The organism is Nocardia sp. JCM 38205 (assembly GCF_058222935.1).
This window is the reverse complement of the sequence record NZ_JBYHFL010000001.1, coordinates 553,310-571,338: the sequence shown is the minus strand read 5'-3', so window position 1 is coordinate 571,338 and position 18,029 is coordinate 553,310. Positions and strand designations below refer to the sequence as shown.

The 18,029-nt window shown below is 69.3% G+C and carries 20 protein-coding genes; 14 read left to right on the top strand and 6 right to left on the bottom strand.

Annotated features, from left to right (window positions below; all coding sequences use genetic code 11):
• Window positions 1-39: 39 nt before the first annotated feature.
• Window positions 40-915 carry a LysR family transcriptional regulator gene (locus tag AC4HOU_RS02670; RefSeq protein WP_228806494.1) on the bottom strand — a complete coding sequence of 292 codons (876 nt, stop codon included), beginning with the start codon at window positions 913-915 and terminating at the stop codon, window positions 40-42.
• 124 nt (window positions 916-1,039) lie between these two features.
• Between AC4HOU_RS02670 and AC4HOU_RS02665 the strand changes: the two genes are divergently transcribed.
• The 5 genes from AC4HOU_RS02665 to AC4HOU_RS02645 are packed head-to-tail and all read left to right on the top strand — an operon-like array spanning window position 1,040 to window position 5,912.
• Window positions 1,040-2,482, top strand: a complete 1,443-nt coding sequence (locus AC4HOU_RS02665; RefSeq protein ID WP_195019537.1) for a form I ribulose bisphosphate carboxylase large subunit — start codon at window positions 1,040-1,042, stop codon at window positions 2,480-2,482.
• Between the two features lie 27 nt (window positions 2,483-2,509).
• Window positions 2,510-2,932, top strand: a complete 423-nt coding sequence (locus AC4HOU_RS02660; protein ID WP_163810742.1) for a ribulose bisphosphate carboxylase small subunit — start codon at window positions 2,510-2,512, stop codon at window positions 2,930-2,932.
• The gene (locus AC4HOU_RS02655) at window positions 2,922-3,926 is read left to right on the top strand and encodes an AAA family ATPase (RefSeq protein WP_163810745.1); all 1,005 of its coding nucleotides are present in this window, start codon (window positions 2,922-2,924) and stop codon (window positions 3,924-3,926) included. Before AC4HOU_RS02660 ends, AC4HOU_RS02655 begins: the two co-directional genes overlap by 11 nt.
• A gap of 15 nt (window positions 3,927-3,941) precedes the next feature.
• On the top strand, window positions 3,942-4,994 hold the full coding sequence (locus AC4HOU_RS02650; RefSeq protein WP_194990320.1) for a class 1 fructose-bisphosphatase: 1,053 nt from the start codon (window positions 3,942-3,944) through the stop codon (window positions 4,992-4,994).
• Window positions 4,995-5,033: 39 nt separating this feature from the next.
• Window positions 5,034-5,912, top strand: coding sequence for a phosphoribulokinase (locus AC4HOU_RS02645; protein WP_163810749.1), 879 nt, complete (start codon window positions 5,034-5,036; stop codon window positions 5,910-5,912).
• A gap of 33 nt (window positions 5,913-5,945) precedes the next feature.
• On the opposite strand, the gene dinB is transcribed toward AC4HOU_RS02645, so the two are convergent.
• On the bottom strand, window positions 5,946-7,214 hold the full coding sequence (gene dinB, locus AC4HOU_RS02640) for a DNA polymerase IV (protein ID WP_228815095.1): 1,269 nt from the start codon (window positions 7,212-7,214) through the stop codon (window positions 5,946-5,948).
• 99 nt (window positions 7,215-7,313) lie between these two features.
• Here dinB and AC4HOU_RS02635 point away from each other — a divergent pair, with 99 nt between their 5' ends.
• The 3 genes from AC4HOU_RS02635 to AC4HOU_RS02625 all read left to right on the top strand — a co-directional run bounded on the left by AC4HOU_RS02635 (window position 7,314) and on the right by AC4HOU_RS02625 (window position 9,910).
• On the top strand, window positions 7,314-7,733 hold the full coding sequence (locus tag AC4HOU_RS02635; protein WP_163810751.1) for a BlaI/MecI/CopY family transcriptional regulator: 420 nt from the start codon (window positions 7,314-7,316) through the stop codon (window positions 7,731-7,733).
• Complete coding sequence (locus AC4HOU_RS02630) at window positions 7,730-8,677, top strand: M56 family metallopeptidase (protein ID WP_195007077.1); 948 nt, start codon at window positions 7,730-7,732, stop codon at window positions 8,675-8,677. The genes AC4HOU_RS02635 and AC4HOU_RS02630 overlap by 4 nt, the downstream gene beginning before the upstream one ends.
• Before the next feature lie 123 nt (window positions 8,678-8,800).
• On the top strand, window positions 8,801-9,910 hold the full coding sequence (locus tag AC4HOU_RS02625) for a DNA glycosylase AlkZ-like family protein (protein WP_194990317.1): 1,110 nt from the start codon (window positions 8,801-8,803) through the stop codon (window positions 9,908-9,910).
• Between the two features lie 17 nt (window positions 9,911-9,927).
• Here AC4HOU_RS02625 and AC4HOU_RS02620 read toward each other — a convergent pair whose 3' ends face one another.
• Window positions 9,928-10,677 (bottom strand): TetR/AcrR family transcriptional regulator, encoded by a 750-nt coding sequence (locus AC4HOU_RS02620; protein ID WP_490724091.1) that lies wholly within the window; start codon window positions 10,675-10,677, stop codon window positions 9,928-9,930.
• Between the two features lie 131 nt (window positions 10,678-10,808).
• On the opposite strand from AC4HOU_RS02620, the gene AC4HOU_RS02615 reads away from it, so the two are divergent.
• From AC4HOU_RS02615 to AC4HOU_RS02605, 3 genes are read left to right on the top strand one after another with little or no spacing between them, the layout of a single operon-like run.
• A complete protein-coding gene (locus AC4HOU_RS02615; protein WP_194990324.1) occupies window positions 10,809-11,753 on the top strand; it encodes an ATP-binding cassette domain-containing protein in 945 nt (314 codons plus the stop codon).
• A complete protein-coding gene (locus AC4HOU_RS02610; RefSeq protein WP_195019536.1) occupies window positions 11,750-12,577 on the top strand; it encodes an ABC transporter permease in 828 nt (275 codons plus the stop codon). Before AC4HOU_RS02615 ends, AC4HOU_RS02610 begins: the two co-directional genes overlap by 4 nt.
• Before the next feature lie 49 nt (window positions 12,578-12,626).
• The gene (locus tag AC4HOU_RS02605; RefSeq protein ID WP_324197307.1) at window positions 12,627-13,031 is read left to right on the top strand and encodes an NUDIX hydrolase; all 405 of its coding nucleotides are present in this window, start codon (window positions 12,627-12,629) and stop codon (window positions 13,029-13,031) included.
• A gap of 16 nt (window positions 13,032-13,047) precedes the next feature.
• Here AC4HOU_RS02605 and AC4HOU_RS02600 read toward each other — a convergent pair whose 3' ends face one another.
• On the bottom strand, window positions 13,048-13,248 hold the full coding sequence (locus AC4HOU_RS02600) for a hypothetical protein (protein WP_163810763.1): 201 nt from the start codon (window positions 13,246-13,248) through the stop codon (window positions 13,048-13,050).
• Between the two features lie 470 nt (window positions 13,249-13,718).
• Between AC4HOU_RS02600 and AC4HOU_RS02595 the strand changes: the two genes are divergently transcribed.
• Genes AC4HOU_RS02595 through AC4HOU_RS02585 form a run of 3 tightly spaced genes read left to right on the top strand, consistent with a single transcriptional unit; the run spans window position 13,719 to window position 16,747 of the window.
• Window positions 13,719-15,860 (top strand): PEP/pyruvate-binding domain-containing protein, encoded by a 2,142-nt coding sequence (locus tag AC4HOU_RS02595; protein WP_195019535.1) that lies wholly within the window; start codon window positions 13,719-13,721, stop codon window positions 15,858-15,860.
• Window positions 15,857-16,378, top strand: a complete 522-nt coding sequence (locus AC4HOU_RS02590) for a hypothetical protein (RefSeq protein ID WP_163810767.1) — start codon at window positions 15,857-15,859, stop codon at window positions 16,376-16,378. The genes AC4HOU_RS02595 and AC4HOU_RS02590 overlap by 4 nt, the downstream gene beginning before the upstream one ends.
• A gap of 3 nt (window positions 16,379-16,381) precedes the next feature.
• Window positions 16,382-16,747, top strand: a complete 366-nt coding sequence (locus tag AC4HOU_RS02585) for a hypothetical protein (protein ID WP_163810769.1) — start codon at window positions 16,382-16,384, stop codon at window positions 16,745-16,747.
• Window positions 16,748-17,055: 308 nt separating this feature from the next.
• Here AC4HOU_RS02585 and AC4HOU_RS02580 read toward each other — a convergent pair whose 3' ends face one another.
• Together AC4HOU_RS02580 and AC4HOU_RS02575 are read right to left on the bottom strand one after the other, a co-directional pair.
• Window positions 17,056-17,670 carry a GTP-binding protein gene (locus tag AC4HOU_RS02580; RefSeq protein WP_048833441.1) on the bottom strand — a complete coding sequence of 205 codons (615 nt, stop codon included), beginning with the start codon at window positions 17,668-17,670 and terminating at the stop codon, window positions 17,056-17,058.
• Entirely contained in the window at window positions 17,651-18,025 is a 375-nt protein-coding gene (locus AC4HOU_RS02575; RefSeq protein WP_036536933.1) for a DUF742 domain-containing protein, read from the bottom strand. The genes AC4HOU_RS02580 and AC4HOU_RS02575 overlap by 20 nt, the downstream gene beginning before the upstream one ends.
• Window positions 18,026-18,029 lie beyond the last annotated feature (4 nt).

The window sequence follows — 18,029 nt, the reverse complement described above, 5'->3', positions numbered from 1 at the left end:
GTGTCGGTCGCCGGGAGGCGCCGGGCCGCGGCGGCACGCTCAGGTGGGCCGGAAGGCGTCGGCGCCCACCCGAGCGGGGTCGAGCAGATGCGCGAGGAACAGCCGGGTGGTGGGGCTGGGGTTGCGGGTGGTGATGGCGTGCCAGGGACGGTCCAGCGGGGTGCCGTCGACGGGGAGCACGCGCAGGGCGCCGGAGTCGAGATGCTCGCCGACGGCGTCGCCGTGGATGAGGGTGACGCCGAGTCCCTCCCGCGCGGCGGCGAGGACCGCACCGTGCGAACCGAGCGTGAGGGTGGGCGGGTCGATCTGCAACTGAGCGAGCAGGTTCAGGGTGGCCTCTCTGGTGCCCGAGCCGCGCCCGCGCAGCAGCCAGGTGGCGCGCATCGGGTCGCAGGCGCGTCCGGCGGGGCCGACCACCACGAGCCTGCTCGGGCGCCGCGCGCGGGTGACGAGCCCGGCGTCGCGGGGTGGTCGCCCGGCGATGACGAGATCGGTTTCGTGATGCTGCAATTCGAGGAACAGCACATCGCGCGGATGGATCGACAGGCTCAGTTCGATGTCCGGGTAGCGGGTGCGGAACCCGGCCAGCGGGCGCAGCAGTACGTATTCACCGGCGGTGGCGACCACGCCGATGCGTAGCCGCCCGGATTCGGCGCGGCGGACCGCGGCGTGTGCCTCCTGCATGAGTCCGAGGATGCCGCGGCAATAGTCGGCGTAGACCCGGCCCGCCTCGGTGAGGGTGATGCCGCGCCCGGATTTGGCGATCAGCTTGGCGCCGAGCTGTTTCTCGATATGGGCGACGGCGGCGGAGACGGCCGCCTCGGTGACGTGCAGCTGGCTCGCGGCGCGGCGGATGCTGCCGGTGCGGGAGACGACGAGGAAGGTTTCCATCCTTGCCGCACTTACTCTCCCCATTGTCAGACGGTAGCAAACCTGAGGAAACGGTTGAGTTTTTCGGCAAACATTCAAATTGTTTGTCCTGCACGGCGCCGTCATCCTGGACATCGCAAGGCGTTCACCCCCGTGAGCAGGAGGAATGATGGCCGACGAAACCGAGCGTGACCGTTGGGATCCGGGCGTCCAGTCCTACGCCTCGATGGGGTACTACGCCCCGGACTACGAGCCTTCCGACACCGACGTGCTGGCCGTGTTCCGAGTGACCCCGCAGCCGGGCGTCGATCCGATCGAGGCCGCCGCCGCGGTGGCGGGCGAATCGTCCACGGCCACATGGACGGTGGTGTGGACCGACCGGCTCACCGCGCACAGCAAGTATCAGGCCAAGTGCTATCGCATCGATGAGGTGCCGGGCCGGCCGGGGGAGTACTTCGCCTACATCGCCTACGACCTCGATCTGTTCGAGGAAGGGTCGATCACCAATCTCACCTCCTCGGTGATCGGCAACGTCTTCGGTTTCAAACCGTTGCTGGCGTTGCGGCTCGAGGACATGCGAATTCCGGTGGCGTATGTGAAAACCTTCCAGGGTCCGCCGCACGGCACGGTGATGGAGCGCGAATATCTGAACAAATACGGCCGGGCCTTGCTCGGGGCGACGGTGAAACCGAAACTCGGTTTGTCGGCGCGCAATTACGGCCGGGTGGTGTACGAGGCCTGCAAGGGCGGGCTCGACTTCACCAAGGACGACGAGAACATCAACTCACAGCCGTTCATGCGCTGGCGCGACCGCTACCTGTTCGCGATGGAGGGCGTGAACCGGGCGATGGCCGAGACCGGCGAGATCAAAGGCCACTACCTCAACGTCACCGCCGCCACCATGGAGCAGATGTACGAGCGAGCCGAGTTCGCCAAGGAACTGGGCAGCGTGGTGATCATGATGGATCTGACGGTGGGATACACCGCCATGCAATCGATGTCGCACTGGGCACGGCGCAACGGCGTGCTGCTGCACCTGCACCGGGCCGGTCATTCGACCTTCACCCGGCAGAAGACACACGGGGTCAGTTTCCGGGTGCTGGCCAAATGGTGCCGGCTGATCGGCGTCGATCATCTGCACGCGGGCACGGTGGTGGGCAAGCTCGAGGGTGATCCGGCCACCACGAAAGGCTTCTACGACACCCTGCGGGAGAACGTCATCCCCACCGAACCGGCCAACGGAATCTTCTTCGATCAGCAGTGGGCCAGCCTGCCGGGGGTGATGCCGGTGGCCTCCGGTGGTATCCACGCCGGGCAGATGCACCAGCTGGTGGAACTGTTCGGTGATGACGTGATCTTGCAGTTCGGCGGCGGCACCATCGGTCATCCACTGGGAATAGCGGCGGGCGCCGAGGCCAATAGGGTGGCCCTGGAAGCGATCGTGCAGGCCCGCAACGAGGGTCGCGATCTGCTGCGCGAGGGGCCGGAGGTGCTACGCAAAGCCGCCGCAGCCAACCGTCCACTCGACGTTGCGCTGGCGACCTGGGGTGAAGTCAGCTTCGACTACACCTCCACCGACGCACCCGACGCGGTGCCGACGGCGACCCACTGAGCGGCGAATACCACTGGAGGACATGCCATGTACCTGCGTCACGGAGCCTTCTCGTATCTGCCCGACCTGACCGACGCCGAGATCGGCGCCCAGGTCCGCTACGCCCTGCTCAACAACTGGCCGGTCTCGATCGAGTACACCGACGATCCGCATCCGCGCAACGCCTACTGGGAGATGTGGGGGTTGCCGCTGTTCGATCTCGATGAACCCGATGGTGTGCTGGCCGAGATCAACGCCTGCCGGGCCACCTTCCCCCGCCACTACGTGCGGGTGCTCGCCTATGACGCCAGCTACGGCAGGCAGACCACGGCGCTGAGTTTCCTGGTCCAGCGCCCAGTGGACGAACCGGGATTCGCGCTGAACCGCGTGGAGGGTTCCGACCGGCGTCAGCGTTACAGCCTGCACTCCTACGCCACCGACGTCAGGCCCGGTGCCCGGTATGCCGACTGAACGCGCGTCCACCGGTTTCCGGCTGCACCGGCCCGGGGCCGAGGACCCCAGGCCGGTGCGGGCGGTGCCCGTGGACTCGGAGGCGAGTGCGCCGGAGGCGGTGCTGGCCGACAACGCCGTCCTCGATCTGGCCACGGACGTGGCGACCGCCGACGTCGAGCAGGTCTTGACCGCCCTGAACGCCGAGCTGGTCGGGCTGGCGAAGGTCAAGCGGCGGGTGCGTGAGATCGCGGCGTTGCTGCTGATCGAGCGCGCCCGCGCCCGATTCGGACTGGAATCCTCACGTCCGACTCTGCACATGAGCTTCACCGGCGGCCCCGGCACCGGGAAGACGACCGTGGCGCTGCGGATGGCGCAGATGCTGCACGCGCTCGGCTACGTGCGCACGCCCAAGGTGCACACCGTCACCCGAGACGATCTGGTCGGCCAGTTCATCGGCCACACCGCCCCGAAGACGAAGGAGGCGCTGGCCAAGGCAGCGGGCGGGGTGCTGTTCATCGATGAGGCCTACTACCTGTTCCGGCCGGAGAACGAACGCGACTACGGCCAGGAAGTCATCGAGATCCTGTTGCAGGAAATGGAGAACGAACGCGGCAGCCTGGTGGTGATCTTCGCCGGCTATCCCGATCGGATGGACCGGTTCTTCTCCGCCAATCCCGGCCTGTCGTCGCGGGTCGCGCACCACCTCGAGTTCGACGATTACACCCATGCCGAACTGCTGCGGATCGCCGAGCTGATGGTGGAGGGGGAGAACTTCCGGTTCGACGATGCCGCGCACACCGCGTTCGCCGATTACCTGACCGCTCGGATGAGCCGACCGCGGTTCTCCAACGCGCGCAGTGTGCGCAATGCGATCGACCGCTGCCGGCTGCGGCAGGCGCGACGGCTGGTGGAGCTGGATCGTCCGCTCACCAAGGCAGACCTGATCACGTTGACCGATGCGGACGTCTACGGCAGCAGTGTTTTCGGCGCCTCGGCCGAGCCCAGCGGATGAGGAGAGCACCGCGCGATGCCCGAAGGATGGAAGACCCTCACCCGCTACACCATCGAGGAGGAACACCGGCATCCCGGCTCCTCGGGTGAGTTCTCGGCCCTGGTCAATGTGGTGGCGACGGCAACGAAACTGATCGCCAATCAGGTGACCAGAGGCGCGATCCTGGCCACCCGGGCCGGCGCCGAACCGGGTGGTCCGCCGACGGCGCGGCGTGCACTCGACGCCCTCGGCAACGAGATCATGATCAGCGAGACGCAATGGACCGGGCATCTGTCGGCCCTGCTGTCCGAACAACTCAGCGAGGTATACCCGGTCCCGCAGGGGCAGCGGCGCGGCAAGTACCTGCTCGCCTTCGATCCACTCGACGGTTCCAGCAATATTGATGTGAACCTGCCGGTCGGCACCATTTTCAGTGTGCTGCGCGCCGACCCGGACGGTTTCTGCCAGCCGGGCATCCGGCAGGTGTGCGCCGGGTTCACCCTCTACGGCCCGGCCACCATGCTGGTGCTGACCACCGGCAGCGGGGTCGACGGGTTCACCCTCGACCGTGAGATCGGCGCGTTCGTGCTGACCCACCCGCGGATGCGCATCCCCGAGGACACCTCGGGTTTCGCGATCAACGCCGCCAACGAGCGCTTCTGGGAACGTCCGGTGCGCCGTTACGTCCACGAATGCCTCGACGGCGTGGACGGGCCGCGCGGGCGCGATTTCAATATGCGCTGGGTGGCGTCGCTGGTCGCCGACACGTTCCATATCTTGACCAGAGGCGGGGTGTACCTGTATCCGCGCGATACTCGACCCGCCGCGGGCCCGGGCCGGGTGTCGCTGCTCTACGGGGCCAACCCGATCGCCTTCATCGTCGAACAGGCCGGCGGTGCCGCCTCCACCGGCAGCGCGCGGGTACTGGAGGTGGCGCCCACCGACCCGCATCAGCGGGTGCCGTTGATCTTCGGATCGCGCCACGAGGTCGAACGGATCGAGCGCTACCACCGCGAACCCGATGCGGGCCCGAGCTTCGACACGTCATTGTTCGGCACCCGCTCGCTGTTCCGCTCGGCCGGGCGCTAGCGGCGTCGATTCTGTTGTCCGGTCATCGAGGAGGGGCCCATGTCGGTCAAGCATCCCGTCGTCGCCATCACCGGATCCTCCGGTGCCGGCACCACCAGCGTCACCCGCACGTTCCAGGAGATCTTTCGCCGCGAGGGCATCAATGCCGCGTTCGTCGAGGGAGATTCGTTTCACCGCTACGACCGCAACGAGATGAAGCTGGCGATGGCCGAGGCCGAACAGAACCGCAACACCACCTTCTCCCATTTCGGGGAGGAGGCGAATCTGCTGGCGGAGCTGGAGCGGCTGTTCCGCGACTACGGGCAGACCGGGGTCGGTGCGGTGCGCCGGTATCTGCACGATGAGAAGGAAGCCAAACCCTACGGCCAGCCCGCGGGCACGTTCACTCCGTGGGAGGATCTCGCGCCGGGCAGTGATCTGCTGTTCTACGAGGGTCTGCACGGCGCGGCCGTCACCGACACTGTCGATGTGGCGCGCTATACCGATCTGCTGGTCGGCGTGGTGCCGATCGTGAATCTGGAGTGGACGCAGAAGGTGATCCGGGACAAGACCGAACGCGGCTATTCCAGTGAGGCCGTGATCGATACGATCCTGCGCCGCATGCCCGATTATGTGAAATACATCTGCCCGCAGTTCTCCCGCACCTACGTCAACTTTCAGCGGGTACCGACCGTGGATACCTCGAATCCCTTCATCGCGCGGTCGATTCCGACAGCCGATGAGAGTTTCGTGGTGATCCGCTTCGCCGAACCGAAGGTGATCGACTTCCCCTATCTGCTGTCGATGCTGCACGACTCGTTCATGTCGCGACCCAATTGCATCGTGGTACCCGGCGGCAAGATGGAACTGGCCATGCAGTTGATCTTCACCCCGCTGATCCTGCGGCTGATGGACAAGCGGCCCACCGCGGCACGGTGACATCACCTGCGGCGCTGCGGCGGCGGTGCGGATCTAGTCGGGAAGCAGCGGCACCGACAGGCCTTCACCGCGGCCGAGTAGCGCGGCTCTGGTGACGGCGCCGGATCCGAAACGGCGGCGCAGATCATCGAGGGCGGCGTCCAATGGTGCGGTGGGACGGCCCTCGAAGGGCAACGTCAACTGGATGGCGTCGGCATCCTCGAGGTTGGTCAGCGCCAACCCGATCAGGGTGATGCCACGTTCCTGGATCAGCGGCAGAGCAGCGGTGAACAGGATGCGGGCGGCGTGCCGGATGGTTTCGGTGTCGTCGGTGGCCTCGGCGAGGGTGTGCGAACGGGTGGCGCGCGTGAAATCGTCGAAACGTAAGCGCAGCACCACTGTTCGGCTCACGCGTTGCGCGCCGCGCAGGCGCCGGCCCAGCCGGTCGACGAGGCCGTAGAGGTAGGCGGCGAGTTCCTCGGGCGGGCGCGGGCGGCGGCCGAGGGCGCGCTGGGCGCCGATCGAGCGACGGCGTTTGCCGGTTTCCACCCGGCGCGGATCACGGGCCCACGACAGCGCGTACAGGTGCCGGGCGGCAGCGGGGCCGAGCATCGACCGCAGGCCCGATTCACCGAGTTCGGCGAGCTGCCCGACGCGGGTGATGCCGTGCTGGTGCAGCGTCGCCGCGGTGACCACGCCGACGCCCCACAACCGGTCGACCGGCAACGGATGCAGGAATTCCAGTTCCCGATCGGGTTCCACCAGGCGAAGGCCATCGGGTTTGGCGACGGCGCTGGCCACCTTCGCCAGGAATTTGGTGCGGGCGATGCCCACCGAGATCGGCAACCCGACCTCGGCGCGCACCCGGGCGCGCAGCCGCTCGGCGATACCCAGCGGCGGCCCGGCGATGCGGCGCAGACCCGCCACGTCCAGGAAGGCCTCATCGATGGAGATGCCTTCCACGACGGGCGTGGTGTCGCGGAAGATCTCGAAGACCGCCGTGCTGGCCTCGGCGTAGGCCGACATCCGTGGCGGCACCACCACCGCCTGCGGGCACAACCGCAGCGCTTGGCCGCAGTTCATCGGAGTCCGTACGCCGAGTGCCTTGGCTTCGTAGCTGGCCGCGAGCACCACGCCCCCGCCGACGAGCACCGGTCTGCCCCGCAGCGTCGGATCGTCGCGTTGTTCGACCGAGGCGTAGAACGAGTCCAGATCGGCGTGCAGGATCGAGGCGTCCGCGCGCGCGGCGATCCGCGGACGGCGCGAGCCCGCGGGCTCGACCGCCCGTCCTGAGGAGGTGGGCGCGGAATCGGACACGAACATATGTTCGCATGCGGGTCCGACAGGTTTCGCTGCCCAGGGTTTGCCGATCTACGGTTCGGGTACGTAGCAATGGTGGTCGGCGAGTACGCTGAGCGCACGATGAGACGGTTGCGGGCCAGTGATGAGGGAGTCGGCACGGTGCGTGGGTTCGGTGATCTCGAAGCGGTGATCATGGATCGGATCTGGGATCGGGACACCGAGACGACCAGCGTCCGCGACATTTACGAGGAGTTGTGCGCCTCCCGCGATATCGCGTACACGACAGTCATGTCGACGATGGACAATCTGCATCGCAAGGGCTGGCTGGCCCGGGAACGCGCGGGCAAGGCCTATCGATACTGGCCGACGCTCACCCGGGAGGAACACAGCGCCCGGTTGATGCTCGAGGCACTGGGCTCGGGTGGTCGCTCCGATCTGGTGCTCAGCCATTTCGTCGACCGGATCAGTGACGAAGAGTCGGCGGGCCTGCGCGCCGCGCTGCGCCGGCTGACCGCACGCAAATCCCCTGGGCCCGCGTGAGCATCACGTCGACGCTGCTGCTGTACGGGTCCGCGGTGGCCGTGGCGGGCCCGCCGGTGCTGCGCCGGCTCACCCGAGCCGGGACCGCCCCTCGCCTCGGTGTGCTGGCGTGGGTGGTGACGGTGGCGGGCGCGCTGGTGGCGTGGGCCGCGGCGGCCGTCGTCTTCGTCGTCGAACACGCCACTGTGTGGCGCCACTGCGACGAGGCCATCCGCGCTTGTTACGCGGTGTTCGGCATGCCCGTGCACCCCTACGACCACCCGGCCGGCCGCCTGGTCACCTTCGCGCTCGCGCTCCTGGTGGCCGTGGCGGCCGGGGTGCTGGGATGGCGGAGCCTGCGGATGCTGATGCGGATGCGCCGGCGGACCCGCGCGCACGCCAGGGCGGTGCGCATGGTCGGACGCCGCATGCCGGGACTTCCCGCCGTCGTGCTGGACGCGCCGCAACCGCAGGCCTACGCCGTCCCCGGACGACCGGACACCATCGTGGTCACCACCGGTGCGCTGGCCGCGCTCACCGACGATCAGCTCGCCGCTGTCCTGGCCCATGAACGCGCGCATCTGTCCGGCAGGCATGGTGTGTTGAGCGCCGCGCTCACCGGTATCGCCGCGATGGCGCCGCGCCTGAGCGTGCTGCGGCAGGGATCGGCCGAGGTCGCGCGGTTGCTGGAAATGTGTGCCGATGACGCCGCCGCCCGCGAACACGGACGTGAGCCGCTGCTCGGCGGGCTGCTCGCCATCGTCGACGCCGGCCCGAGCACCCCGGCCGGTGCGCTGGGCGCCGCGGGTACCGCGGTGCTGGCGCGGGCCGAGCGCTTGGCTTCGCCTGCGGGTGCGGTGCGCCGGGCGACCACCAGGACCGCCTTGCTCGGCGTGATCCTGACGACCGTCGGCGGTCTGGTGACGGCGACAGCCTGCGTGGCGTTGTGCGTGAGCGTGTTCTGAACCACCGTCGGCAGCGAACCCTTCCGTCCGGCTGCACCATCGGCTGACGACGGTGAGATGTCGGTGCTGCCCGTTAAGGTCTGAGCCAGGCCGGAAGCCGGGCGGTAGGAGAAGGGTGTGCGGATGCGGGTGAGCTGGGACCAGGCCTTCGCGTGGCGGTTGCGGCGGCAGTACGTGCGGCCGCGAGCGGCCGTCGGCGTGGTCGGCATCGCGGCGCGACTGTGCGGGCTGCAAGCCCAGGTGGCGTCCTCGGCCGAACTCGCGGCGGCGCTGCGCACGACCACACCGGAAACCGGCGCCGTCGCACGGGCCCTCACCGCGGGCGAGCTGATCAAGACCTGGGCGATGCGGGGCACCCTGCACGCCATGACACCCGATACCGCCGCTGCCTGCCTTACCCTGCTCGCCGCCGCGCGGACCTGGGAGAAGCCGTCCTGGCAGCGCACCTTCGGCGCCACCCCCGCCCAGGTCGCGGCGCTCGCGGACAAGGTCGGCGAACTGCTCGAATCCCAGATCCTCACCCGCGAGGAATTGGTCGAGCAGATCGCCGCCGATCCCGCGTTCGCGGTGCACGAAGCCGAATTGCGTTCGGGCTGGGGCGCCTTGCTCAAACCACTGGCCTGGCAAGGAGTGCTGTGCCACGGTCCGGCACGCGGCACCAAGGTGAGTTTCACCAGCCCGTCCACCCTGCCCGGCTGGCGGCCGGTGACCGACGTCGACGCGGCCGCGCGCACCGCGGTCACCGCCTACCTCGGCGCCTACGGCCCGGCCACCCCCGAAGCGTTCGATGCCTGGCTCAGCCGCGGCGCGCACCGCAAGACCAGGGTGCGTGGCTGGTTCGCCGATCTGGGGGAGGAGCTCACCGAAGTCGACGTCGACGGCCGGCGCGCCTACATCCTGACCGAACACGCCGACGAACTCGCCGCCACCGAACCCGACGATGCGGTGCAATTGCTCGGCGCGTTCGACCAGTACGTGCTCGGACCCGGCACCGGCGACCCGCAACTGCTCCCCGCCGAGCATCGGGCGAAGGTGAGCCGGACCGCGGGCTGGATCGCGCCCATCGTGGTCGCACGCGGCCGGATCGCGGGTACCTGGGAACTCACCGACGCGGACGAGGTCGTCGTCGCCATGTTCGACGGCGCCGCCGTGCCCCGCGCCGAACTCGCCGAGTCACTTGCTCATCTGGCCGAGGCCACGGGGCGGGATCGGCTCACTATCCGGGCGAGCTGACCACCGCCCGGAATCGGTCAGCCGCGCCCGCGTTCGGCGACCAGGTCCGCCAGGCCGTCCAGGATGCGCCGCAACCCGAACCCGAAGTGGTCGAAGTCCTCATCGAAGGCGTTCTCCTCGAGACCGGCCATGATCGGATACCGCCCACTGTTCATCGCTCGTTCCAGCATCGGCAGCTGCGCCTGCCAGAACTCCGCGTCGGTCATGCCGGTGGTGCGCAAGGCCTCCTGCTGAAAGACCTCGGCGCGGGCGGCGCCGACGACGAAGTTGTCGATCATGACGATTACCGAGATCAGTTCGACATCGGTCAATCCCATCGGCTTGATCGCCGACAGCACCACCTCCATGCTCTCCACAGCGCCGGGGCCCATGATCGGGCGCGCCTGGTTGACGTAGAGCAGCCAGGGGTGGCGGCGATACAGCGCCAGCGTCCCGTGGGCGACCTGCTCGAGCGCGGCCCGCCACCCGTCGGCGGCCGTCACGTCGTGATCGGGACGCTGCACCCGGTCGAGCATGAGGTCGAGCAGCTCGGCCTTGCCCGGCAGATAGCGATACAGCGTCATGGTGCCGGTGCCCAATTCGGTGGCGACCCGCCGCATGGTCACGGCCTCGAGGCCCTCGGCGTCGGCCACCTGCACAGCGGCCTCGACGATGCGGTCCAGGGTCAAACCCGGCTTCGGCCCTCGGCTCGGCCGGGGACCGGTGTCCCACAGCAGTTCGAGCGTGCGGTTGATGTCGCCGCTGCCGCTGGTCTCCGTGCTCGCCATGGTCGTCACCCTATCGCCCGGATCGGGCCCCGAAAATTAACTGGGTACATCGTACCCGCATTAGGGTACGATGTACCCAGTTCTGATTCGTTCTGCTGGGTACGGAGGGTTGTGTGAGCGAATACGCCGTGATGGCCGAGGGTTTGAGGAAGAGATACGGGGACAAGCACGCGCTCGACGGATTCGATCTGACGGTGCGTCGCGGGACCGTGCACGGCTTGCTCGGGCCCAACGGTGCCGGCAAGACCACCGCGGTGCGGATTCTGTCGACGCTGATCCGGCTCGACGACGGCCGGGCGACGGTGGCCGGACTCGATGTCGCGCGCCACCCGCGTGAGGTGCGCTCCCGGATCGGGCTGACCGGGCAGTACGCGGCCGTCGACGAAGTGTTGACCGGCCGGCAGAACCTGGAGATGTTCGGCAGGCTGTTCCACCTGGGCGCCCGTCGCGCCCGTAGCCGCGCGACCGAACTGCTCGAGCGTTTCGATCTGGTCGAGGCCGCCGATCGCGGGGTCGGCAAGTACAGCGGCGGCATGCGGCGCAGGCTCGACCTGGCCGCGTCGATGATCCTCGCGCCGGATGTGCTGTTCCTCGACGAGCCCACCACCGGTCTCGATCCACGCAGTCGCGGTGAGGTGTGGGAGTCGGTGCGGGCACTCGTCGCCGACGGCACGACCGTGCTGCTGACCACCCAGTATCTCGAGGAAGCCGATAAGCTCGCCTCCCGCATCACCGTGATCGATGCCGGGCGGGCCATCGCCGACGACACCCCGGACGGTTTGAAGAACACCGTCGGCGCCGACCTCATCGAAGTGGTGGCCGCCGATATCGCCGACCTGCCCGCCGTGGCGAAGGTGGTGGCCAGGGTCTGCGTCGGCGAACCGGACCTCGACGACGCCGAACGCCGCGTGCACGCACCCGTCACCGACCGCGTCGCCGCACTCACCGAGGTGGCGCGCACGCTCCAGGACCAGGGAATCACGGTGGAGGACATCGGTTTACGCAGGCCCAGCCTCGACGATGTGTTCCTGCAACTGACCGGCCATCGGGCCGCGGCCGAGGAGGTGGCGGCATGAGCGCGACCGCTGGTCTCGCGCCTGTGCGCGCTCGCTCGCGCGGCTACTGGGTGGTGGCCGACTGCTGGAACGTGGTGCGCCGCGGGCTCACCCACTACCAGCGTCAGCCGGTGAATATCGCCTGGCAGCTGGGTTTTCCGATCCTGTCGGTGCTGCTGTACGGCTACGTGTTCGGTTCGGCGATGACGGTGCCGGGCGGCGGCGACTATCGCAGCTTCCTGATGCCGGGCATGTTCGCGATGACGATGGCCTTCGGCTTCATCAATACCGCGACCGTGATGGTCTACGACGCCACCAACGGTGTGATCGATCGTTTCCGCTCGATGCCCATGTCGCCGTCGGCGGTGGTGTCGGGTCGCGGTGTCACCGATCTGCTGGTGGCCTGCGCCGAGTTGACCATCCTGATGCTCACCGCGCTGGTCATCGGCTGGCGGCCCGAGGGCGGGATACTCGGCGTGATCGCGGCCTTCCTGCTGCTGCTGTGGCTGCGGTTCGCGCTGATCTGGGTCGGCGTGTGGCTCGGGCTGCTGGTGCCGAACCCGGAGGCCGCGGGCGGGCTGTTCGCGGTCGCCTTCCCGCTGACGATGATCTCCTCGATCTTCGTCGCACCCCAGCTGATGCCGGACTGGCTCGGCGTGATCGCGGCATGGAACCCGATCTCCTCTACCGTGGCCGCCAGCCGGGAACTGTTCGGCACCCCCGTGGGGGCGGGCGATTCCTGGATCGAACAGCACGCGGTGCTGATGGCGATGGTGTGGCCGATCCTCATCACGGCGATCTTCCTGCCCCTGGCGGTGCGCCGGTTCCAGCGACTCAGCCGCTGAACGACCTGTCGGCCCGGTGTCATCGGCACCGGGCCGATAGGCTGCGACGGTGACCGACGGGCTGGTGACCGAACTCATCGATACGGTGGCGTGGGTGCGCATCGAGGACGGCAAGATCCTGTGCGCACGGCCGCGCGGCAAAGCTGTCTTCTACATCCCGGGCGGCAAGCGCGAGCACGGCGAATCCGATCTGCAGACCCTGGTGCGCGAGGTCGCAGAGGAACTGACCGTCGCCCTGCTGCCCGAGACCGCCGTCCACGTCGGGGTGTACGAGGCCGCCGACGGCGCCTTCTCGGTGCGGATGAGCTGCTACACCGCCGAATATCGCGGCACGCTCACCCCGAGCAGTGAGATCGAGGCGCTCGCCTGGTTCGGCTACGGCGACCGTGAGCTGGTGCCGCCGGTGGATCAGCTGTTGTTCGACGAACTGGCCGACGCCGGGCTCCTGCACTGACGGCGCGGGCCGCCGATCAGCAGAGCGGCGCTTTCGAGCCCACGAGTTCACCGCGGAAGAAGCAGACGATCAACTGCACGAAGTCGCGCGCGTAGGTCGCCGAACCGGAGTCGGCGGAGCCGGTGGGCGCGGCGGTCGCCGCCGGGGCGGCCATGCCCACTCCGGTGGCGAGGGCGGCGGTGACGAGGACTGCGACGCAGGCTCGGGTGAGGACCATGACGGCTCCGTTCGAATCGAGGTGCCGTCAGTATCGGCGGGTCCGCGCGGCGGGGGCAGCCCCGAACTCTCGGGGCGAAGGTGCCGGTGGCGGCGGCGCCTGCGTGAACATGGCGATCGCGAGGGCGTTGCCGATGAATAACGTTGTGTGCGAGCAACTCTGGTGGAGGCCGCGGCATCCTACCCTGGATGGCACGTGAGCTCCAGCCTCGCCGGTCGTGACCTGCGCGACTGCAAAACGAACGTTCCTTCCTTGACGCCGGGGGGCCGGGGCGCAACACTGGAATTCAAGTAAGCGGAGGAATCATCTCCTCTTAGGAGGTCGTTGTGGCCGGACCCCTGGCGTCGATGCCGATTCAGCACTGCGCCGCTCCAGCGCCCCCGCGGTGCGTGCCCGATCCCACGCGGATCTGACCGCACCGGACGGGCCCGATCGAAACAACGTCGTTTCCATCTCGAAGGGTGCCCCCAATGACCCTCATTACCGCCCCGACCCGCCCCGGCATCGTCACACTCGCCGATCCGCGCGCCCGCGACGCGGACCTGACCGGCGCCAAGGCCGCCGCCCTCGCCGAGGCCGCTGCCATGGGGCTGCCGGTTCTCGACGGATTCGTGCTGACCACGGCCTGGTCCGAGCCACAGCATTCGCCGGAACTGTTGTGGCGCAAGCTGTCCGATGGCGGTGCCCGACCGCTCGTGGTGCGGTCGTCCTCGGTCGCGGAGGACGGTGCCGAACGATCCATGGCGGGCATGTTCACCTCGGTGCTCGGCGTGCGCGGCTGGCCGCGCTTCCAGGAGGCCGTCGACGAGGTGCTGGCCTCCGCAGGCACCCCCGCGGCCACCGACGCCGCGGGCGGTGCGGCGATGGCGGTGCTGGTGCAGCCGTTCCTGGCGGCGAGCTGGGGCGGAGTGGTGTTCACGGCCGACCCGGTCACCGGGCGCACCGACCGGATGATGATCACCGCGGTACGCGGCGGACCGGACGCGGTGGTCAGCGGCGCCGAGGACGGATGGACGGCACTGCTCACCCGATCGGGACGCGTGCGGCGGGTCGTGGCGCACGACGCGCCCGGCCTGCCGGGGTCGGTGCGCCGCAAGGTGATCCGGATGGCGTTGCGCGCCGAGCGCATGTTCGGCGGCCCGCAGGACATCGAATGGGCGGTCGACGCCGCCGGAAACGTCCGACTGCTCCAGGCCCGGCCGATCACGACGCTGCACGGCCGCGTCACCGGCCCGGTGCTCGGCCCCGGCCCGCTGGCCGAAACCTTTCCCGATCCGCTGCGCCCGCTCGAACAGGACCTGTGGCTGACGCCGCTGGCCGAGGGATTGCGGGTGGCCCTGGAACTGACCGGCTCCGCACCGGCGCGCCGCATCCGGGAGTCGCCGGTCGCCACCGCGGTCCTCGGCGTCGCCGTCGCCGACCTGGAACTGCTCGGCGTGGAGCGGCCGCGGCGCCGGCTGCTCGGTCTGCTCGATCCGCGTCCCGGTGCCCGGAAACTGGGTGCCGCGATGCGGGTGGGACGTCTCGCTGCCGCGATGCCCGCACTCGCCCAGCGGATCTGCGAACGGGCGGACACCGATCTCGCCGCGGTACCGCCGCCGACGGAGTTGAGCCGCACCCAACTGCTGGCCGTCCTGGACAACTCCCGCACGGCATTGACCGCGCTGCACGGATACGAGGCACTGGCCGGCATGCTGGCAAGCCCCCGCGAATCCGCTCCCACCGCGGCGGCGATGGCGCTCGCCGCCCTCACCGAGGCGCGGGCCGCGGGCATGGCCGCCGACCGCGTCATCGAGGAATACCCGGTGGTGTTGGCGCTGACCCCGCCACGCATCGGACCCCGCACCGCGCCACCGGATCTCGATCAGGCCTACGCACCGATCGCGGAGTTCGACCCCGGTGCCCTGGCGCTGGCGCGGGAAGCCTTGCGGCTACGGGCCCGCTGGGTGCAGGAACTCGGCGCCCGCGCGGCCTGGGAACTGGGCACCCGCCTCGCGGCCGAGGGCGCCCTGGACTCGGTGGAATCGGTGGCCCTGCTCAGCTTCGACGACCTCGTCGCCGTCACCGGCCGCACGCCGCTGCGTCGGGCCGATGCGGGTGAGGGCGCGGCGTATGGCATCGATGCCGGCGAGACCGCAGGTGCCGCGCGCGTGGACGCGCCCGGGCCCCTCACCGCGGAGGGCGGACAACCCGCGGCCGATGGGTCGCCCACCCGGGCCGTCGTCCAGCTGCCGACGCGGTTCCGGCTCGCCGAGGACGGCTGGCCGGTCCCGGTGGGCGGCGCACCGGAAACCGGCGACTGCGGTGTCGGGGCGGGCGGCGGGTCCGGACGCGGCATCGTCCATATGGGCGACCGGCCGCCGGAGGGTTCGGTGCTGGTGGTGCGGCATCTGGATCCGCGGCTGGCGGTGGTCGTGCCGCGGCTGGCCGGGCTGATCGCCGAAACCGGCAGCCCGCTCAGCCATGTCGCGATCCTGGCGCGCGAGCAGGGTGTTCCGGTGGTGGTCGGCTATCCGGAGGCGACCAGGCGGCTGCCGGACGGCGCGGTCGTCGAACTCGACGGGCGCACCGGCCAGGTGCGGGTGTGCGTGGAACAGGAGGGCCGGGGATGAACGCGCGTGGTCTCGGGATGTTGCTGGCGGTCGCTTCGCTGATCGCCACCGGCACCTATGTTTTCGTGTATCTATATCGCTGGGAGTGGAATCGGGCGATCCTCACCGCCACGCTGTTCATCGCGGCCGAGATCGCCTTGGTGGCGATGGTGCTGACCAAGCGGTTGCGCGCGATCCAGCGTGAACTCGGTGACGGCGGCGAACGCAGCCGTGCCGACCACGACAGCACGGCCCGCATCGTGCACGCGGCGGTACCGCAATCGCGGGTCGGCTTCGCCTGGCTGGCCCGGCCGGACCGGCTCGGGGTGTTCGTTCCGGTGCTGCTCGCCGGTGGTGTCCTGCTGACCGGAGTGGCGTGGCTGGTCGAGCGTCTCGCCCGGTTGACCGCTGGCCCGGCGGCCGAACGCCGCATCCTCACCGGCCTGGAGCGGCTGCGGCTGCCCGAGGCCGGGTTCCTGACCCCGCCGCCGGATCGTCTGCGGTTGCTGCGCGGGCCGCTGACCGGCGCACGGTGGTGAGCCGTGCGCCGGGTGCTGGTGCTCGCGCTGCTGGCGATCGTCACCGGCGCGGGCCTGTCCGCGATGGCGACGAGCATGAAGTTCGAAACCGACAGCGGGGCAGCGGGTAGCCGCACCATCATCCATTTCGACGCCCGCGCGCGGACCCCGGGTCCCGCTGCGGCGCTGCGATTGTGGGAGGAATGCGCCAGCATCGCCAACCACGTCCGCCTGGTCGCGGGTCCATCCAACGACGGCACCCGCTGGACCGTTGTCCTCGAACCGGCCCTCGGCCCGCATACCGAACGCCGCCTCACCGGCTGCCTCGACGACCTCACCGTCGACGGTATCCGCGGCCATCACCTCGCCACCGAACGCCACACCAACTGACCTTGCGCCGCACCGGTGTTCGCGCGAACTCACCGTTCTGACCGTGCCGTCTGCCCGCGGCGGGCTGCCCGCTGCGGACGAGCCGTCGCCCGGAGCTCAGTGCGGGCCGAACCGCTGCGGGCGGTCGTGTGCGGGCCGAGCCCCGCTGCGGGCGGTCGTGTGCGGGCCGAGCCGCTGCAGGCCGCATTGGGCGGGCCGAACCGCCGCGGGCTTCCCTCCGCGATCCGAACCGCCGCAGTCTGCCCGGCGACGGGCCGATCTGCCGCACCGCGCTGCCGCGGCGCACCGCCTGCCCTCCCGGGCGGCGGTCAGGTGGTGACGTGGGCTCGGGTGGCCCGGTCGATGAGGTGTTCGATCAGGCTGAGCAGGACGTTCTTCGACGAGACGCGGTCACGGGCGTCGCACAGCATCACCGGGGTCTCCGGGTCGAGGTCCAGGGCGTCGCGGACCTCGTCGGTGGTGTAGCGGGGTGCGCCGTCGAAACAGTTGACGCCCACCAGGAACGGCAGTTTGCGGCGTTCGAAGTAGTCGATCGCCGCGAAGGAGTTGCCGAGCCTGCGGGTGTCGGCGAGCACCACCGCGCCCAGCGCGCCGCGGGCCAGCTCATCCCACAGGAACCAGAACCGGTCCTGTCCCGGCGTACCGAACAGGTACAGCACGAGATCGCTGTCGATGGTGATCCGGCCGAAATCCAGTGCCACCGTGGTGGTGGTCTTGGATTCGACACCGGACAGGTCATCGACCCCGGCGCTCATCTCGGTGATCATCTCTTCGGTGCGCAGCGGCGTGATCTCGCTCAGGGCGGAGACGAGTGTCGTTTTGCCGACACCGAATCCGCCCGCGATGAGAACCTTCACCGAGGCAGCCAGATGCGGCACCCCGTTCGGGTCGAGCCGGGCAGGGTCAAATTTTTCGGATTCCATCCAGTACCGCTCGCAATACGTTGAGGTCGCCGGGCCCGGCCTCCGGTTGCACCGGAGCCCGGAAGATCAGGTGCCCGTCACCGATCAGATCTCCGACGAGAATCTTGGTCACTGCCAGTGGCAGTTTCAAGGTGGCCGCCACCTCTGCCACCGATCGCGGCTGCACACACTCCGCGACGATCTGCGCGTATTCGGGTTCGACACGCCGCATGGTCGGTGCGGGACGCGCCGCGACGACCGCGGTGAGCATGTCCAGATCGTGTGCGGCGCCCATCGTGCGCCCACGCGTCACCGCATAGGGCCGCACCAGCGGACCCGCCGCCTCGTCGAACCACGGCTCACCCATACGCGTCATAACG

Bases quoted from the DNA above. Each gene is read 5' to 3' on its own strand.
- AC4HOU_RS02670 (WP_228806494.1), bottom strand. From the start codon at position 915: ATGGGGAGAGTAAGTGCGGCAAGGATGGAAACCTTCCTCGTCGTCTCC.
- AC4HOU_RS02665 (WP_195019537.1), top strand. From the start codon at position 1,040: ATGGCCGACGAAACCGAGCGTGACCGTTGGGATCCGGGCGTCCAGTCC.
- AC4HOU_RS02660 (WP_163810742.1), top strand. From the start codon at position 2,510: ATGTACCTGCGTCACGGAGCCTTCTCGTATCTGCCCGACCTGACCGAC.
- AC4HOU_RS02655 (WP_163810745.1), top strand. From the start codon at position 2,922: ATGCCGACTGAACGCGCGTCCACCGGTTTCCGGCTGCACCGGCCCGGG.
- AC4HOU_RS02650 (WP_194990320.1), top strand. From the start codon at position 3,942: ATGCCCGAAGGATGGAAGACCCTCACCCGCTACACCATCGAGGAGGAA.
- AC4HOU_RS02645 (WP_163810749.1), top strand. From the start codon at position 5,034: ATGTCGGTCAAGCATCCCGTCGTCGCCATCACCGGATCCTCCGGTGCC.
- dinB (WP_228815095.1), bottom strand. From the start codon at position 7,214: ATGTTCGTGTCCGATTCCGCGCCCACCTCCTCAGGACGGGCGGTCGAG.
- AC4HOU_RS02635 (WP_163810751.1), top strand. From the start codon at position 7,314: ATGAGACGGTTGCGGGCCAGTGATGAGGGAGTCGGCACGGTGCGTGGG.
- AC4HOU_RS02625 (WP_194990317.1), top strand. From the start codon at position 8,801: ATGCGGGTGAGCTGGGACCAGGCCTTCGCGTGGCGGTTGCGGCGGCAG.
- AC4HOU_RS02620 (WP_490724091.1), bottom strand. From the start codon at position 10,677: ATGGCGAGCACGGAGACCAGCGGCAGCGGCGACATCAACCGCACGCTC.
- AC4HOU_RS02615 (WP_194990324.1), top strand. From the start codon at position 10,809: ATGGCCGAGGGTTTGAGGAAGAGATACGGGGACAAGCACGCGCTCGAC.
- AC4HOU_RS02610 (WP_195019536.1), top strand. From the start codon at position 11,750: ATGAGCGCGACCGCTGGTCTCGCGCCTGTGCGCGCTCGCTCGCGCGGC.
- AC4HOU_RS02600 (WP_163810763.1), bottom strand. From the start codon at position 13,248: ATGGTCCTCACCCGAGCCTGCGTCGCAGTCCTCGTCACCGCCGCCCTC.
- AC4HOU_RS02595 (WP_195019535.1), top strand. From the start codon at position 13,719: ATGACCCTCATTACCGCCCCGACCCGCCCCGGCATCGTCACACTCGCC.
- AC4HOU_RS02590 (WP_163810767.1), top strand. From the start codon at position 15,857: ATGAACGCGCGTGGTCTCGGGATGTTGCTGGCGGTCGCTTCGCTGATC.
- AC4HOU_RS02580 (WP_048833441.1), bottom strand. From the start codon at position 17,670: ATGGAATCCGAAAAATTTGACCCTGCCCGGCTCGACCCGAACGGGGTG.
- AC4HOU_RS02575 (WP_036536933.1), bottom strand. From the start codon at position 18,025: ATGACGCGTATGGGTGAGCCGTGGTTCGACGAGGCGGCGGGTCCGCTG.